Annotated in this window: 17 protein-coding genes and 2 pseudogenes; 10 read left to right on the top strand and 9 right to left on the bottom strand. The window is 61.6% G+C overall.

The window, feature by feature from the left end:
• Nucleotides 1-60: 60 nt before the first annotated feature.
• Complete coding sequence (locus JT360_RS01070) at nt 61-873, top strand: ATP-binding cassette domain-containing protein (RefSeq protein ID WP_214469637.1); 813 nt, start codon at nt 61-63, stop codon at nt 871-873.
• A gap of 153 nt (nt 874-1,026) precedes the next feature.
• Nucleotides 1,027-2,667, top strand: a complete 1,641-nt coding sequence (locus JT360_RS01065) for a CHASE domain-containing protein (RefSeq protein WP_214469750.1) — start codon at nt 1,027-1,029, stop codon at nt 2,665-2,667.
• Between the two features lie 298 nt (nt 2,668-2,965).
• On the opposite strand, the gene JT360_RS01060 is transcribed toward JT360_RS01065, so the two are convergent.
• From JT360_RS01060 to JT360_RS01040, 5 genes are all read right to left on the bottom strand, one after another.
• Nucleotides 2,966-3,208: a YMGG-like glycine zipper-containing protein gene (locus tag JT360_RS01060; RefSeq protein WP_214469636.1), complete on the bottom strand. Its 243-nt coding sequence runs from the start codon at nt 3,206-3,208 to the stop codon at nt 2,966-2,968.
• A 104-nt stretch (nt 3,209-3,312) separates the two neighbouring features.
• Nucleotides 3,313-3,618, bottom strand: coding sequence for a hypothetical protein (locus tag JT360_RS01055; RefSeq protein WP_214469635.1), 306 nt, complete (start codon nt 3,616-3,618; stop codon nt 3,313-3,315).
• Nucleotides 3,619-3,800: 182 nt separating this feature from the next.
• Nucleotides 3,801-4,835 (bottom strand): sensor histidine kinase, encoded by a 1,035-nt coding sequence (locus tag JT360_RS01050; RefSeq protein ID WP_214469634.1) that lies wholly within the window; start codon nt 4,833-4,835, stop codon nt 3,801-3,803.
• Nucleotides 4,836-5,022: 187 nt separating this feature from the next.
• Nucleotides 5,023-5,187 (bottom strand): DUF1328 domain-containing protein, encoded by a 165-nt coding sequence (locus JT360_RS01045; RefSeq protein WP_214469633.1) that lies wholly within the window; start codon nt 5,185-5,187, stop codon nt 5,023-5,025.
• Between the two features lie 207 nt (nt 5,188-5,394).
• A complete protein-coding gene (locus JT360_RS01040) occupies nt 5,395-6,189 on the bottom strand; it encodes a response regulator (protein ID WP_214469632.1) in 795 nt (264 codons plus the stop codon).
• Nucleotides 6,190-6,408: 219 nt separating this feature from the next.
• On the opposite strand from JT360_RS01040, the gene JT360_RS01035 reads away from it, so the two are divergent.
• Both JT360_RS01035 and JT360_RS01030 read left to right on the top strand, forming a co-directional pair.
• Nucleotides 6,409-6,612 carry a NepR family anti-sigma factor gene (locus tag JT360_RS01035; protein WP_214469631.1) on the top strand — a complete coding sequence of 68 codons (204 nt, stop codon included), beginning with the start codon at nt 6,409-6,411 and terminating at the stop codon, nt 6,610-6,612.
• A gap of 3 nt (nt 6,613-6,615) precedes the next feature.
• Nucleotides 6,616-7,167: an RNA polymerase sigma factor gene (locus tag JT360_RS01030; protein WP_010911883.1), complete on the top strand. Its 552-nt coding sequence runs from the start codon at nt 6,616-6,618 to the stop codon at nt 7,165-7,167.
• Nucleotides 7,168-7,209: 42 nt separating this feature from the next.
• On the opposite strand, the gene JT360_RS01025 is transcribed toward JT360_RS01030, so the two are convergent.
• Nucleotides 7,210-7,590 (bottom strand): response regulator, encoded by a 381-nt coding sequence (locus JT360_RS01025; protein ID WP_352126981.1) that lies wholly within the window; start codon nt 7,588-7,590, stop codon nt 7,210-7,212.
• A 169-nt stretch (nt 7,591-7,759) separates the two neighbouring features.
• On the opposite strand from JT360_RS01025, the pseudogene JT360_RS01020 reads away from it, so the two are divergent.
• A pseudogene (locus JT360_RS01020) lies at nt 7,760-8,029 on the top strand (helix-turn-helix domain-containing protein); the annotation flags it as partial.
• 175 nt (nt 8,030-8,204) lie between these two features.
• Entirely contained in the window at nt 8,205-8,639 is a 435-nt protein-coding gene (locus JT360_RS01015; RefSeq protein WP_214469630.1) for a hypothetical protein, read from the top strand.
• A 14-nt stretch (nt 8,640-8,653) separates the two neighbouring features.
• Here the strand turns inward: JT360_RS01015 and JT360_RS01010 are convergent.
• Nucleotides 8,654-9,015 (bottom strand): annotated as a pseudogene (locus JT360_RS01010) (hypothetical protein); the annotation flags it as partial.
• A 184-nt stretch (nt 9,016-9,199) separates the two neighbouring features.
• Here JT360_RS01010 and JT360_RS01005 point away from each other — a divergent pair.
• From JT360_RS01005 to JT360_RS00990, 3 genes are all read left to right on the top strand, one after another.
• Entirely contained in the window at nt 9,200-9,526 is a 327-nt protein-coding gene (locus JT360_RS01005) for an ElaB/YgaM/YqjD family protein (protein WP_214469629.1), read from the top strand.
• A 12-nt stretch (nt 9,527-9,538) separates the two neighbouring features.
• Nucleotides 9,539-9,997 (top strand): hypothetical protein, encoded by a 459-nt coding sequence (locus JT360_RS01000; RefSeq protein ID WP_214469628.1) that lies wholly within the window; start codon nt 9,539-9,541, stop codon nt 9,995-9,997.
• A 347-nt stretch (nt 9,998-10,344) separates the two neighbouring features.
• Nucleotides 10,345-10,545 (top strand): hypothetical protein, encoded by a 201-nt coding sequence (locus JT360_RS00990; RefSeq protein WP_214469627.1) that lies wholly within the window; start codon nt 10,345-10,347, stop codon nt 10,543-10,545.
• Between the two features lie 29 nt (nt 10,546-10,574).
• Here JT360_RS00990 and JT360_RS00985 read toward each other — a convergent pair whose 3' ends face one another.
• Entirely contained in the window at nt 10,575-11,492 is a 918-nt protein-coding gene (locus JT360_RS00985) for a diacylglycerol/lipid kinase family protein (RefSeq protein ID WP_214469626.1), read from the bottom strand.
• A gap of 264 nt (nt 11,493-11,756) precedes the next feature.
• Here JT360_RS00985 and JT360_RS00980 point away from each other — a divergent pair, with 264 nt between their 5' ends.
• Nucleotides 11,757-13,052: a PRC-barrel domain-containing protein gene (locus JT360_RS00980; protein ID WP_214469625.1), complete on the top strand. Its 1,296-nt coding sequence runs from the start codon at nt 11,757-11,759 to the stop codon at nt 13,050-13,052.
• 50 nt (nt 13,053-13,102) lie between these two features.
• Here JT360_RS00980 and JT360_RS00975 read toward each other — a convergent pair whose 3' ends face one another.
• Nucleotides 13,103-14,674: an alkaline phosphatase family protein gene (locus JT360_RS00975; protein ID WP_214469624.1), complete on the bottom strand. Its 1,572-nt coding sequence runs from the start codon at nt 14,672-14,674 to the stop codon at nt 13,103-13,105.
• Nucleotides 14,675-14,707 lie beyond the last annotated feature (33 nt).

Below are 14,707 nucleotides of genomic sequence, written 5' to 3'. Positions count from 1 at the left end.
GTGCAAGCCGGTTTTCGGACAAGATCATGCTCAAGCAAGAACTGTAGGGAGGAGAAAATCATGGCAGACAAAACCGCTCCCACAACCGCTCCCGCCGGCACCTCGCTGGTCGATATGCGCAACATCTCGATCGCCTTTGGCGGCATCCGGGCCGTCGACGATGCCTCCATCGATCTTTTCCCCGGTGAGGTCGTGGCGCTGCTCGGCCATAACGGTGCCGGCAAGTCGACGCTGATCAAGATCCTGTCCGGCGCCTACAAGCGCGATGCCGGCCAGATATTCGTCAACGGCGAGGAGGCGTCGATCTCCAATCCGCGCGACGCCAAGAAATACGGCATCGAAACGATCTACCAGACGCTGGCGCTCGCCGACAATGTCGACGCCGCCGCCAATCTTTTCCTCGGCCGCGAGTTGATGACCGCCTGGGGCACGCTCGACGACGTCGCCATGGAGGCCGAAGCGCGCAAGGTGATGGGGCGGCTCAATCCCCGCTTCCAGCGCTTCAAGGAGCCGGTGATCAAGCTGTCGGGCGGACAGCGGCAATCGGTGGCGATCGCACGCGCGATCCTGTTCAACGCCCGCATCCTGATCATGGACGAGCCGACGGCGGCCCTTGGTCCGCAGGAAACGGCGCAGGTCGGCGAACTGGTGAGGCAGCTCAAGTCGGACGGCATCGGCATCTTCCTGATCAGCCACGACATCCATGATGTGTTCGAACTGGCCGACCGGGTTTGCGTGATGAAAAACGGTCAGGTGGTCGGCACTGCGCGCACCACTGATGTCACCCAGGACGAGGTGCTCGGCATGATCATCCTGGGCAAATGTCCTCCGGGCGCCATTCCCGGGCCGGGCGCGCTGAAGATCGCCGCCTGAGGCCTGTTCACAGTTCCGGTGTGGGCTGATCGGGGATGGCCGGTTGCCGCTCACGTGATATGCCAGTGATCGCGATGGCTTGGCCTTGCCATTGTCTTGGCCCGGGGACTTGCCCATAAAGGTCCGGTATTGCCCATGGACCGCATTCATCCGTTGAAGAAGCTTTTTCCAATCGTCGCGTTCATCGCCGTTGCGCTGATCAGCATGACCATGGCGGGGTTCGCCTATTTCGCGACGCAGGAAGCCGCCCGCATCAAATTCGAAGCGGCGTCCGATGACGCGCTCAACCGGATCGAGAGCCGGATCGACCTGCATCTGTCGCTGCTGCGGTCGACACAGGCGCTGTTCGACGCCCGCAATGGCGACATCTCGCAGAACGAGTTCAAGGCGTTCTTCGACGCGCTGGATATCGACAACAATTTCGCCGGCCTGCGCGGCATCGGCTTCCTGCGGCTCGTCAAGACGGGCGACGAGGCGGCGGTCGAACGCGATATCCTGCATGATTTTGGCGTCAGCCATCCGGTCTATCCGGGCACGACGCAGCCCTGGCGCGCCCCCATCACGCTTTTCGAGCCGCTGGACCCGTCCAACCGGGCCAGCATTGGCTACGATATGTTCAGCGAACCGGTGCGACGCGCAGCGATCGAGAAGGCAATGGCCGATGACCAGCAGCACGCGAGTGGGCTGGTGCAGCTGGGCCAGGGCACGGGTGTGGCGCAGACCTTCACCGGCTTCCTGGTCTTCGTGCGGCTCAACGTCGAAACCGCGCCGGAGGTCATCAACGCATCACGATCCTCGACCGCTGGCTTGCTCTACGCGGCCTTCCGGGCACGGGACCTGTTCCAGATCGCGCTCAGCCGCGCGCCGCTGCTGCCGGTCAACACCGAGATCTATGACGGCGCGGTGAATGGCGACAATCTTTTGTTCCGGTCGGAGACGCCGCCAGCTCCAACATTCGGCGATCGGCTGCTGGTCACCCGCAAGGTCACGGTGGCCGGCCGTCCGTGGACTGTGCTGTTCAGGCCGACCAGCGCCTTCTCGCAGCCGTCGTCGCGCGCCATCCCGCTGATGCTGGGGCTGTTCGGCTTGCTGCTGGCCGGTGCCATCGCGCTGGTGGCGCGCTATCAGGAGCGGGCATATGAGGCGGCATCACGCCTGCACGAGACGACCGAAAAGAGCCTGCTCGAAAAAGACCTGATGCTGCAGGAGATGAAGCATCGCATCAAGAATTCGATCACCAGGGTGCTGGCGATCGCGCGGCAGACGGCGTCGCGAGCGACCGACGTCAATGAGTTTTCCGCGTCTTTTTCGGCCAGGCTGCAGGCGATGGCGGCGTCCCAGGACATGCTGACGCGCTCACGCTGGCAGAAGGCCGATCTGGCCGATCTCCTGCGCATCGAACTTGGCCAGGTGTTCGGCAAGGATCTGCCCGAGGGCCTGCTGTCGGGGCCGGAGGTGCTGCTTGACGAGACCACGACGCAGGCGCTTGGCCTCACCTTCCATGAACTGGCGACCAATGCGCTGAAATATGGCGAAGCCGGCAATTCCGCCAATTCGCTTGGGCATGACTGGGCGCTCAAGGTGGATTGGTCGCTGGAAGGGCGTGGGCGAGAGCGGACGCTGGCGCTGAACTGGCGGGAGGCTGGGAAAAAGAAGGTCGAAGCGCCAGCCGAGACCGGATTCGGCACCAAGCTGATCGACCTGAACGTCACGCGTGAACTGCGTGGCACGATCAAACGCGATTTTCAGGCCGACGGTCTGAAAGTGGAAATCAAAATTCCACTGGTCGGCTAGAGCGATTCACCGTTTCACGGAAACGGTGAATCGCTCTAGCTCTTTGTTTTGACGCAATTCCGGACGGAAAACCGTTCACACTTTTCCTGGAATTGCTCTAAAGCGCGTCGCGTTGAAACGGATTCATGCGACGCGCTTTAGCGATTTGCTCTATGCATGTGGTTCTCCCAAAGCCGAGGTCACTTTTGGGCGACATGCATTAAGATTCTGCCGGTCAGCAGGGACAGCGACAGATCGCCAATCAAAAAAATCCGGAGGCCGGACTTGGCCCCCGGATTTGCATTCCTCTATCGCGGAATTAGTTGCAGCGTGCCGTGTAGGTTCCACGGCGGTCGCGATACACGCATTGGCCGTTCTGCAGCTTGCGCACCAGCAGGCCGGAACCGGCGCCGACAGCCGCACCAATCAGAGCGCCCTTGCCGCCGCCGACCAAGCCGCCGATACCGGCGCCAATCAAGCCGCCGCCCACCACGTCTTGCTCGGTCGAGGTGCAGCCGCTGACCGCGACCACCGCGACCATGGCAATAATCATCTTCCGCATTGAGTCACTCCTCACTTTGTGTCCACACTTTGGTAAGCACCAGCAGCCATCTAGCATGAAATAACGGCCTTTGCTGCTCGAATTTATTGTTGGTCAAGGGAGTCTTATTCTGGGCGCGCTGCGTTCGATGCCATGACCAGGCTGGAAATCGCCAGCGAGGCGTCGAGGCTGCCATCGGGGCGCACTTTCCAGACGATCTGGTCGTAATCATCCTCGAGCGCCGGGTCGACAGCAAGGCATTTGGCGACGATATGCTGCGCCTGTCCCTGCACGTCGCCCATGGCGAACGGCCGCTCGGCCGTGCACTCCTCGGCGGTTTCGAAAACGTTCACCGGCACCTGTAGCTCACGGCAGTCGGCCATCGAGTTGGTGCAGCCGATGACCAGCAAGAATGCAGCGATGTGTTCCATGGCGGGATGCCCTCCCGCCACAGTAACGGCCCATATTGGGGGAAAGTTCCTGAGCGCTCGGGGTGGCGAGCGAATAATGCCAGCGCTGCAGCGCCTGCCGGCGGGTTCCAGCGGTATCAGGATAAACAGCATCTGCTCTTATGGTGAACAGCCGGTTAAGGATCGTGGCTTGCCGCAGGCGCTCATTGCGTCTCGAAATTGCCATGCGGGACGACAAGACGGTATTCAAGGTGACCATCCGCGATGTCGAGGCTCGCGGTTCCGCCCAGGGATGTGGGAACCACCCGTTCCAGCGCCACGCTGCCGAAGCGCTTTTGCGTCTCCCGACCGCCATCGGTGCCAATGGTTTCGGCCCATGTCAGCGCCAAGGCAACCTCACCGGTGGCGGTGGTGTCGAGATCGGCGGTCACTTCGACGAACCCATCCGGGCGGGACAAGGCGCCGTAGCTGACCGAGTTGACGGCGAGTTCGTGCATGGCCAGGCCGATATGCAGCGCGGCGTTGGGATTGAGGTAGGGATTGGCACCCCGAAAGCGAAGGTTGTACGATGTGTTCGTCCCATAGCGGCCGACTTGGCTCGTCACCAGTTCATGAAGGGCGGCACCTCGCCAGTTGGAGGATGTCACCAGATCCTGGGAGGAGGCCAATGACTGCAGCCGGCCGCGAAAGCGCGTCAGGAAATCGCTGATGCTGTCGGAATAGCGACCGGTCTGGGTGGCGATGCTCTGGATGATCGCCAGGAGGTTCTTCGAGCGGTGGCTGACTTCGCGCAGCAGCGTTGTCAGGGTCTGTTCGCGCCGCCTCTGCTCGGTCGTCTCGACCATTGTGGTGACGACACCTTGCACGTCGCCGCCATCGCCATGGTCGGCGTCGACCCAAACCTGAAACCAGCGCACGCCATCCTCGACCGGAACACTGATATCCAGGCGCTGCGGATTTCCCGACGCGATGACCTCGCGCTTGGCGGTGCTGATGCGGTCAGCCTGTGTCGTCGGCAGGATGCCGTCGCCTTCAGCGGCGGCGGGAACCCAGGGCTCTCGCATGTTGCGGGCCCATACGGTTTTCATCTCGCGATCCTGATAGAGGACGGAAATGCCGGCATTGTGCAATGCGTGGAGAAGTGCCCGACCAAGCTGCATGCCGCTTTCGACAGGATGCAGCGCGATGACTTCGTCTGTCCGTGTGTTTCCCTCTTTATCTGCAGTCCTGGAACGCATCGGTCAATCTGTCCACCCAATCAGGCTGAACGGCTCATTGTCAAATGGGTTCCCAAAATGAAATCCCGTGGGCCGGCTTCCAAAGCGGTCCGCCGGACGGCGTCCTTTTGGGGGATACCGCCCGGCGGTGGCTGGAAACCGTTTGAGGGGTGCGGCTTCCAGTGTTCGCCTGGATGAACGCTCAGCCTCACACCCGCCTGAACAGGCCGGCCAGGAGCGAAATGACCAGGAAGGCGAGAAAGATGAAGAACAATATCTGCGCTATGCCGGCAGATGTGCCGGCGATGCCGCCGAAACCAAGCGCGCCGGCTATGATCGCCACGACAAGAAATACGAGCGCCCAGTAAAGCATGGTTCATCTCCTTCCGAATGGTGCGGTAAAAACGTGGGTGAATGCGGTTTGTTCCACCCTTTGCCGAAAAAGACGAAGCTTGCAAACCGTTAGAGGCAGGAGCGGGCCTCGAAATTCGCGGATGATGGGCCGGGCTGCCAAAAAGGCCACCCGATGCATCGCACCGGACGGCCTTTTTTCGTGAGTTCCCGCTGGAAAGCAGCGAAACTATGCGGCGGCTTTCGCCTGGCGGTCGAAGAACAGCGCCTGGCTGATCAGCGCCTTGACCATGTCGGGATTGAACGGCTTGGTCACAAGGAAGGCCGGTTCCGGGCGCTCGCCGGTCAGGAGGCGTTCGGGAAAGGCGGTGATGAAGATAACCGGCACCGAAGTTGACGACAGGATCTCGTTGACCGCCTCGATGCCTGAACTGCCGTCGGCGAGCTGGATGTCGGCCAGCACCATCTTCGGCCGTGTCTTGCCGAACATCGTCACCGCTTCAGCATGGGTGCGCGCCGTCCCGACGACACGATGGCCGAGGCTCTCGACCATCTCCTCTATGTCCATGGCGATCAACGGCTCGTCCTCGATGATCAGCACGTCGGTCGCCACCTGGCGGGAAATCTCATTGCTTGCCTGGGCAAGCAGCTCGGAGAATTCCTGCTCGCTGACGTCGAGAATCTCGGCCGCCTCGTCCTCGCTGAAGCCTTCGACGGCAACCAGCAAGAAGGCCTGACGGGGAAGAGGCGCGATCGCGTTGAGATTGGCGGCCGCGCGCTGCTCCCAGGCCGATTGTGCCTGCTCCTGCGGCACGCGGATGGCGATGGACGTGAAGAGTTTGGCGAAAACCTTGTACAAGGCGATGCGGTCGCTCGATGCCTCGGGAAAGATGTCTATATCGGCGATGATGGCCTCAAGCATCGCAGCGACCAGCGCGTCGCCGCTCTCTTGCGATCCCGACACGGCACGCGAGAAGCGGCGCAGGAACGGCAGGTGCGGGGCGATGGTGGCGGATAAACTCATGGTAAGACGTCTCCCTCAGAATGACGTGATTGCCCGGATTGCAGATCAACTGATTGCAAACCCCATTTAACAACGCGGGTCTTCCGAAAAAGTTCCGCGCGATATGGAACGAATAGGCGGGAACGGCGTTCTGGAGGTTGGGATGGGCAACCAGACGATGGTGCCGCTTGCCTTGTTTTGAGTTGAATAGCGGCTTGGGTTTGGGAATATAAGGGCGAAATGAAGGACATGACGAAAGATATTTTGACTGGCGCCGCGGGCAGGCGCCGGAACGGTGTCGGCGACCCGCTCGGGCCGAACTCCGAAATCGGACGCAAACTCAAACAGTATTATGACGAGCTGGTCTCCGACGATGTGCCGGATCGCTTTGCCCAGTTGCTCAGCCAACTGGAGCGGGCCGAACCCGCACAGAAGAAGGACTGAGCCATGGCAGCGGTCTCCCAAGGCTTCAAGACCGATCTGCTTGGGGCAATCCCGAGCTTGCGAGCCTTTGCCGTGTCGCTGACGCAGAATGCCGACAAGGCCGACGACCTCGTTCAGGAGACCCTGGTCAAAGCATGGGACAAGCATGAGAGCTTTCAGCCCGGCACCAACCTCAAGGCATGGCTTTTCACGATCCTGCGCAATGAATTCTATTCGCAGATGCGCAAACGCGGCCGAGAGGTGCAGGACAGCGACGGCATCATGACGGCCAGGCTCGCGGTGCATCCGGCCCAGCACGGCCAACTCGATCTCAAGGATTTTCGTGGCGCTCTCGAACAATTGCCGGAAGACCAGCGCGAGGCCATCATCCTCATCGGCGCATCGGGCTTCTCCTATGAGGAAGCCGCGGAAATCTGCGGTTGTGCAGTCGGAACGATCAAGAGCCGTGTCAGCCGGGCCCGCACGCGCCTGCAGGAAATCCTGAAGATTTCCGGCGAGGATGAATATGGACCCGATGCGATTTCGGCGCAGGTCACGGGGACGGCGGCGCATTGACGCGTGATCCGGACACGCGATCCGGGCACATCAGCATCGATCTCACCCAGGAGAGCCGCGTCCGTAAGCCACGGCCAGCGCTTCGACGAGATCTTCACCTGAATAGGGTTTAGTCACCAGCCTCACTCCCGGAAAGGATGTCCTGATCTCTTCCGCATCCGAATAGCCGGAGGCAAACACGAAAGGGACGCCTGTTTTTCGCAAGCCGGCTGCGAATTCGAGCGTCGAGGTGCCGCCCAGCATCAGATCGACGATGGCCGCGTCGAATTGCGTGGCGACCTCTCGGCCATTGATCTCGGCTAGATCGCGGGCAATCACCACCTCCCGTGCACCATGATCGCGGCAAAGCTGCTCGACGTCCATGGCAATGAGGAATTCGTCCTCGAGCACAAGAATCCGCAATCCGTCAAGCAATGGCGACACAGGCAAAGGCTCCTTTGAAACGTCGGAGTCATGATCGCAATTGCACTCGTTGTCATTTAAAAAAGACATGTCGCCGAGGTCGGAACCTCGATCTTGGCAAAACGTTGATCGCGACCTGCCGGCCGGCAGGCTTTCGAAGAGGGGTCGAAATGCCAGGCCAGAATGGACGCGCGCGGCCTATCTCATCGCCTTCATCGGCAGCCGGGCCAGGGCCGTCAGGCTGAGCGGCAAGCAATCCATCCAGATCCCGATCACCCAGCAGCATATCGCCGATACGCTTGGCCTGTCGCTGGTTCACACCAACAAGACGATCCGCAAGCTGATGGATCGCAAGCTGATCATCTGGCGCGATGGTGGTTGCGAGGTCATCGACAATGACGGGCTCAAGCAGCTCGCAGGCTGGGAAGGGCTGGGCGAGGGCCGCCGGCCGCTGATCTGACGCAGCACCGCTTGCCGGGCAAGGCGGCAGTGGGTCAGTTTGAAATTTCGCACTGGATGGGGGCGTCCGTCCGCAACTAGCTAAGTCAGCTTTGTCAGGTGCCGGTCAGTGGAAGGTTGGGCCATTAAATGCTATACTTGTTTGTTGCGTTCATAAAAGAATAGGGAGGAAAGGCATGGAACACATTCAAGCAAAGTCTGAATTTGATCGGCGTTCGGTTTTGATCTTCGGTGCGATGGGCGCCGCGACGCTGTTCGGGGGAGGTTCGTCCGCTAATGCGGAGGACGTGAAAGTCGAGGAACTTGCTCCAGGGGTAACATTGAAAACGTTCAGGGAAGTAGCGCCCATAGGGCCGGTTCCGGGCTTTTCGAAAGCACTGCTTATGGAAATCACCTTCCAGCCCGGATCAACGTTCTCGGACCCGGGTTCTAAAACCGTGGACATATGCGAAATCCAGGGTGCACCGCTCTATGCGGAAATCAAAGGGAAGGAACCTTTCACGTTACAGCCCGGTGACATCTACTTCTGCCCTGTTGGAAACGTAGAAACCGACACGAATAAGAGCGACAAGCCCAGCATCATGCGTATCATCGAACTAGTACCAGCCTGATATAAGCGGCACTACTAGGGCTGGGGCTCTCGCGCAAGACCGCCCCGGCCCTTGGTTGAATAGGGCCCGCGCGCCATCGGCTTCTCCGCTTCTTTCGCTTCGATCAGCGCTACGATATCGCCAATTTCCCAAAGCTTGTCCGTAACACCGGCGGCCATTGCGGGGTAACGCGAAGCGATGAATGAATGCGAACGAAGTTGTAGTACATGAAGTGCAGAGCGACCGCATTGGCGTGAGCCTCGACCTTCTTGGAAAAGCCGTTGGTCAGGCGGGTGAAGCGGCGCATATGCATTCGCATGGTGAGGTTCTGGCGTTCAGCAAATGACGTGCTGACGTGCTTGGGATCGGGATTGCCTTCGCGGGCGCTTTGGGTGCTTATCGGTCATAGGTCGAATATGGCATTCAGCGCGCCGGCCATTCAAAGGCGAAATTTCAAACTGACCCACTACCGGGAAGGCGGATCGGGTGCGCGCGGACAGGTTTTCGGCTAGTTTGTCCCGATGCCGGAACCTTGAGACGCACGGCGCGTTTGAAACCGCGCAATCACAAGGAGTTAAGGAATGGCCACCGGTGCAGGGAAGACCGCCAACGAAGCGCGGACGAATTCGGATCTCGAAGCCGACATCCGGCAATTGAAGGCTGACATCGACAAGCTCACCAAACAGTTGGCCAAGACCGGTGAGCACGGCTACGGGACAGCGCGCCGTGCGGCGGCCGAGGGCGTCGAACAGTTGCGCGCCCAGGGTGAAGCGGCCTTCGACAGCCTGCGCGGCAACGCCAGGGACATTGAAGCGCAAATGGTGGCCAGCGTGCGCGAAAAGCCCGTGACGTCGCTGGCGATCGCCGCCGGCGTCGGCTTCCTCTTCGCGCTGCTCGCGCGTCGCTAGCTCCGCCCCCAGATGGGACTGCTGGCATCCCTGCTCTCGGGTCTCGCCTCGGGCGAAACCGTGGCAGCCATACATCGAGCACGCACGGCGGCCATCGTTTACGCGCTTGCCGCGCTTGCCGCGTTCTGCGGCCTCGGCTTCCTGGTCGGGGCGGCCTATATCTGGGCCGCGACGCGCTATGGATCGTTCGCGGCATCGCTTGGTTTCGGCGGCGGCTTCCTGGTCGTCGCCGGCCTCGTTTTTCTGACCTATCGGTTGATGTCCGGCGTCCATGCCCGCCGCGAGGCAAGGCGGCGCAAGGCCAACATCATGGCGATCGGTATCACGGCCGCACTCGCGGTGCTGCCGACCCTGCTTAAGGGGAAGGGCGGCCTCGGCGTCATTTTGGGTCCAGCCTTGGCGCTCGCGGCCTATGCGATCTACCGTGAGAACGTGAAGCACGACGATCCGGATGCCGGGGAGGGGAAATAGGGCCGGCGGTCGGGGTAATATCCGTTGCTTGGTCAGATCTTCCAGCGGCATCGATATTTCGGCGAAGACGCCTTCGGGCCGGTATTCATTGCCGCTCGATACTAACGAGCGCAAGCAGGGCGATCGGTACCTGCATCACGGACGCGGCGAGGCTGCTGATGCGGTCCCCAGGTCGGCCGCCATGGCCAGCATCTTCAGCCCGTGCAGCACGGCCAGCCGGTCTTTGTCTTTCACCGCGCGCGCAACCTCGGCCGGCAGACCTGGCGCCGCCTTCCCCGGAACCATCGTAGCAAGGAACCGTTACCCGACCGTGTGCCGATAGGCGCATGAAGAGACAAGGACCGACCATGCCCAAGATCATTCCCGAAAACAAAGCGCGTCAGGGGCGATGGGGTCAGCATGGATTCCGTATCCTGATCGCCGCACTGCTTCTGGTGCTCATCGCGTGGGGCGTCGCTGAGATTTATGGGGCGTTGATCAAGTCGACGAACAGCGATCAGCAGCATGTCCCCACGCCGCCTACGACCGGAGAGGCGCCCTCGGGCTAGAACCGCTGATTGCACCGCTCCACCGAACATCAGGCAGCCTTCGCCTCGGTGATGCGGGACGGCACCAGGACATTCAGCGCGCCGGGCTGGATTTCGATCGTCGTCTCACGCTCGAGCCTGACCAGTTCGCCATCCATGACGGCGCGGAACTTCCTGCTGCCGGAATGGATTTTCAGGACCGTCCGGTCGGCCTGGTGGATTTCGACATGTTCGTTGTCGCGCCATTTGCCGCGTGCCATGTTGAAGAAGAACTTGACCAGTTCGGCGCGCTGCTGCGCCACGGTGACATAGATGCCAAGCACGCCGCCGGAAGGGTTGTCCGCATAAGGCAAGTGGCCTTCGCCGAACAGATTGTTGGTAATGCCGATGCCGGTTATGCGCGCAGTCATCTCGGCTTCGCCGATGCTGAGCGTGACGTTCATCGACGGCGGGTTCTTGATCGTCGCCCATGCCGCCTTGACCGAAGCGCCGATCTTTCCCAGGCGCGAGCCGAATTCCATCCTTTGGCGCAACTGCACCATCTTCGCATGCATTCCGATGGAGAACTGGTGCACGAAGGGCCGGCCGTTGGCCGTGGCCATGTCGACGGCGATGATTTCGCCGTCAGCGAAGGAATTCAGCGCAGCGTCGAGTGATTGTGGAATGCCGAGGCCGCGCGCGAACAGGTTCATGGTGCCGGCCGGCAGTATGGCGAGCGCCTTTTTCTTGCCCATCAGCCTCGCGGCCGCTGCTGAAATGGTTCCGTCGCCGCCACCGGCCAGCACGACGTCGACGGCGCGGCGCGAAACGCTGTCCAGGGTTTCCACCACGTCCTCTCCGGCAACCACGTCTATGCTGAGCGAGTGCCCTGCCGTTTCCAGTGTCTGACGCATCCGGTCGGCAAAAGCGGCAATGTCGGTGGAGCGCAAGGTGCCGCCGTCCCGGTTCAGCACCGCTGCAAATCTCATGCCCCGCTCCGTCAGTTCAACCACGAACAGGCCGGGACGAACCCAGCCGAAGACTGAAACGCGGCGCCCCGATGAAAGTTCCGGCAGCGCCGAAATCCGCGGTTGCATTTGATGATGTGGCACTTGGGATTGGCCGCGAGCGCCCAGGTCACTTTTGTCGGAACAACAGCATGTTCACGACGTTGTGAACCTGTAGAGATGCCGCGCCGGATCTCCTTTGTTTCCGCACGGCATGTACGAAATCAGGCACCAGGAGACACCATCATGATCCGCACCCTTTTAGCCACCACCGCCGTCGCTACATTGATTGCGACCGGCGCCTTCGCGCAGAGCGCGACAACCCCAGCACCTGCCGCCCCAGAGGCGCCTGCGGCCACCGCACCGGTGCCGCGCGCAGAGGGCAGCATCGTCACCAACATCATCGGCGAAACCGTCTACAACGGCACCGGTGACAACGCCGAGAACATCGGCAAGGTCAGCGACGTCGTCTTCGACAAGAACGGCCAGGCGAAATCCGTCGTCATCGGCGTCGGCGGCTTCCTGGGCGTGGGGACGAAGAATGTCGCCTTCGATTACGACAAGCTGCAGTGGGCCGAGAAGAATGGCGACCGTTGGCTGGTCGCCCAGACGACCACGGACGAACTGAAGGCACGGCCGGACTTCGACAGCAAGGCCTATGCACCGGCACCCGCGCCGTCGACAACCGCGGAAGCTCCGTCGGCTACCGCACCGGCCGACACCGCGCAGGTTCCCGCCAAGGTCGAGCCGGTGAATCGTGCCGAGGGCAACCTTGCCACCAACATCATCGGGGAAACCGTCTACAACGGTACCGGCGATGACGCGCAGAACATCGGCAAGGTCGACGACATCGTCCTGTCCAAGGAAGGAAAAGCCCAGTCGCTGGTCATCGGCGTGGGTGGTTTCCTTGGTCTGGGCGCCAAGAACGTCACCTACGACTTCAACAAGACACAGTGGGCGGAGAAGAACGGCAACCGCTGGCTGGTGGCGCAGACCACCAAGGAGGAGCTGCAGGCACAGGCGGAGTTCAACCGCAAGGCCTATGACCCGGCCCCGGCCACAACGGCATCCAATCAGCCGGCGGCAACCGCACCGGCTGTCACCACGGCCCCCGCCGCCGCTCCCGCCAACAAGACGGCCGCGGCTCCCGCAGCCACTACCGCACCGGCCCCCGACCAGACAACCACCGGGGCAATTGACAAGTCTACGCTCACGCCGATGCCGATTGGGGAAATCCGCGGTGACGATCTGAAAGGCACAACTGTCTACGGCGCCAATGACGCCAAGGTCGGTCAGATCGGCGATGTCGTGCTGACGCCGGACAAGAAGACCGACGCGGTGATCGTCGATGTCGGCGGCTTCCTTGGCATAGGTTCGAAGGAAGTGGCGGTCGGCATGGACAACCTCAAATTCATGACCGACAAGAATGGCAAGAAATATCTCTACACGACATTCACCAAGGAACAGCTCCAGGCACAGCCCGCCTATAACAAGGGCAGCTATGCCCAGCAGCGTGACCAGCAGCGAATGATGGTACGATAGGGCAGTAGGCAGTAGGCAGTAGGCAGTAGGCAGTAGGCAGTAGGCAAGCCCTATTCCCTACTGCCTACTGCCTTGCTCACATGGCCAACCACGCCATTTTCCGTCAGCTCCGCCAGCGCCAGTGACTGGTCGAGATGTTCGGCGCGCCAGGCGAGCAACCGCTCGGCGAACTCCAGCCGCACCGCGAGGTAGGCGGGGTCAGTGGCGAGATTCGTGAGTTCGCCGGGATCGCTCTCGAGGTCGAACAGCAGCGGCGGCAGGCCGCCGTTGAAATGCACATATTTGAATTTTTCCGTGCGGATGACGGCCAGGTTGCACTGGCGCGAGACAATGCCGAAATGCGCTTCGGCCTCGCCACCGGCAATCGAACGGAAATCGAACTCCCAATGCGCTGCGTCGCGCCAGGCCGCGGGACTCCCGCCGCTCAGGAACGGCGTCAGTGAATGCCCATCAAGGTGCGGTTCGGGGTCTTCGCCAAACAGGTCAAGGAGCGTCGGCAGGATGTCCACCGCCTCGGTGAAGCGATCGACACCGCGGCCGGCAGCCTTGCCGTGGTGCGGATCACGGATGATCAGCGGAATGTGGTAGCTGCCGTCGAAATAGCCGCCCTTGCCCAGCATGAAATGATCGCCCAGCATCTCCGCATGGTCCGAGGTCAGTACGATGATCGTGTCGTCCCAGGCACCTGCGGCCTTGACCGCCTGCCAGATGCTGCCGAGCTGCGCATCGGTTTCGGAGATCATGCCGTAATAGATTGCGCGGATGCGGCGGAAATCATCCTCGCTCCAGTCGTGCACCTTGCCATTGGCGCCGGGACGGAATTTGGCCTGCTTCTGGCGGCCGAGATCATAGGCGAGATAGGGATGGCTCCGTGCCTCCGCCTGCCAGTTGGCCGCACGATGGAATGCGGGGCCGTCGGCCGGCTCATAGAGCGTGTTGTACGGTTCCGGCACGATGAAGGGCGGGTGTGGGCTGATGAAGGACAGATGCGCGAACCACGGCTTGCCCTGTTCCTGCTCGCCGAGCCAGCGTGTGAATTCACCGGTCAGGAAAGCGGCGGGCGTTTCGTCCCTGGAATAAACCGGCGGGGCATTGCTGACGGTGCCGGCCTCGCCGCTGCCGTCCACCGGACGATGGATGCCGGGAGATCCGGCACTGATATCGATGCCCCGCTGCTTCAGCCAGGACAGCCATTGCTTCTGGTGCTCGGGCAGCAGCTGGCGCACGGTGAACCCCGGCAGCACGCCCTCATAGCTTTGCAGCCTTGGATCGCCAGGCGCGAGCAGGCGCGGATCGAGCGAGACGTCGGTGTAGCCGAACAGTGTCGGATCGTAGCCTAGCGCCCGGGCATACAGCGCGATGTTGCCGTGGCGGGCATCCAGCGGCGAGCCGTTGCGGCAGACGCGGTTGTTCATCTGGTAGAGACCGGTGTAGAGGCAGGCACGCGCCGGCGAACAAGGCGCCGCGCCGCCATAGTGCCGCTTGAACAACACGCCCTCGGCGGCGAGCGCGTCGGCATTTGGCGTCTTCACCACGGGGTGGCCAACCGCCGACAGGCAATCACCGCGCCACTGGTCGCAGGTGATCAGGAGAACGTTCGGGCGCCTGGCTTTTCCTGTCACTCGCGATGCCCTTGTCGCAACATGTTCGAATGC

This window comes from Mesorhizobium sp. dw_380 (assembly GCF_018588885.1).
In the GTDB taxonomy this organism is placed as follows: domain Bacteria; phylum Pseudomonadota; class Alphaproteobacteria; order Rhizobiales; family Rhizobiaceae; genus Mesorhizobium.
Note: the sequence above shows the minus strand (reverse complement) of the source record. Positions and strands in the feature narration are given on the sequence as shown.

Coding starts and splice junctions, on each gene's coding strand:
- JT360_RS01040 (WP_214469632.1), bottom strand. CDS start 6,189: ATGAGTTTATCCGCCACCATCGCCCCGCACCTGCCGTTCCTGCGCCGC.
- JT360_RS00985 (WP_214469626.1), bottom strand. CDS start 11,492: ATGAGATTTGCAGCGGTGCTGAACCGGGACGGCGGCACCTTGCGCTCC.
- JT360_RS01030 (WP_010911883.1), top strand. CDS start 6,616: ATGGCAGCGGTCTCCCAAGGCTTCAAGACCGATCTGCTTGGGGCAATC.
- JT360_RS00990 (WP_214469627.1), top strand. CDS start 10,345: ATGCCCAAGATCATTCCCGAAAACAAAGCGCGTCAGGGGCGATGGGGT.
- JT360_RS01055 (WP_214469635.1), bottom strand. CDS start 3,618: ATGGAACACATCGCTGCATTCTTGCTGGTCATCGGCTGCACCAACTCG.
- JT360_RS01000 (WP_214469628.1), top strand. CDS start 9,539: ATGGGACTGCTGGCATCCCTGCTCTCGGGTCTCGCCTCGGGCGAAACC.
- JT360_RS01045 (WP_214469633.1), bottom strand. CDS start 5,187: ATGCTTTACTGGGCGCTCGTATTTCTTGTCGTGGCGATCATAGCCGGC.
- JT360_RS01060 (WP_214469636.1), bottom strand. CDS start 3,208: ATGCGGAAGATGATTATTGCCATGGTCGCGGTGGTCGCGGTCAGCGGC.
- JT360_RS01005 (WP_214469629.1), top strand. CDS start 9,200: ATGGCCACCGGTGCAGGGAAGACCGCCAACGAAGCGCGGACGAATTCG.
- JT360_RS01015 (WP_214469630.1), top strand. CDS start 8,205: ATGGAACACATTCAAGCAAAGTCTGAATTTGATCGGCGTTCGGTTTTG.
- JT360_RS01035 (WP_214469631.1), top strand. CDS start 6,409: ATGAAGGACATGACGAAAGATATTTTGACTGGCGCCGCGGGCAGGCGC.
- JT360_RS01070 (WP_214469637.1), top strand. CDS start 61: ATGGCAGACAAAACCGCTCCCACAACCGCTCCCGCCGGCACCTCGCTG.
- JT360_RS01050 (WP_214469634.1), bottom strand. CDS start 4,835: ATGCGTTCCAGGACTGCAGATAAAGAGGGAAACACACGGACAGACGAA.
- JT360_RS00980 (WP_214469625.1), top strand. CDS start 11,757: ATGATCCGCACCCTTTTAGCCACCACCGCCGTCGCTACATTGATTGCG.